This is a genomic window from Polaromonas sp. P1_G2 (genome assembly GCF_056405515.1).
In genome coordinates, this window is the sequence record NZ_JBFUBY010001667.1 from 1 (window position 1) to 370 (window position 370).

Sequence of the window (370 nt, forward strand, 5' to 3'; positions counted from 1 at the left end):
GCCATGGCCGATGCGCTGGAGCTTCCCGGCACCTATGGCATCGCCAACGACCAGATCGTCATCCTGCTGGCCGGCGGTGTCGCCGACCTCCTCGACCTCAAGGGATCGCCGGAGGACAATGTCGACCAAGCGCGGGCTGACGCCGAGCGCGTCGTGGGGGCGGGGGACTGCGTGATCTCGATTTCCGCCAGCGGTTCGACGCCCTATGCGCTTGCTGTCGCCGATGTGGCGAGGGCAAAGGGTGCGAGGGTCATCGCGATTGCCAACAATGCCGACGCAAAACTGTTCGCTGGCGCCGATGTGGCGATCCTGCTCGCTACGCCGCCGGAAATGGTTTCCGGCTCGACCCGGATGGGCGCGGGCACGGCGC

1 protein-coding gene is annotated in these 370 nt (G+C 67.3%); it reads left to right on the forward strand.

Annotated elements, in window-relative coordinates:
- Positions 1-370, forward strand: a 370-nt coding sequence (locus AC1D0P_RS32045) for an SIS domain-containing protein (protein ID WP_477680408.1), incomplete at both ends; no start/stop codon positions are given.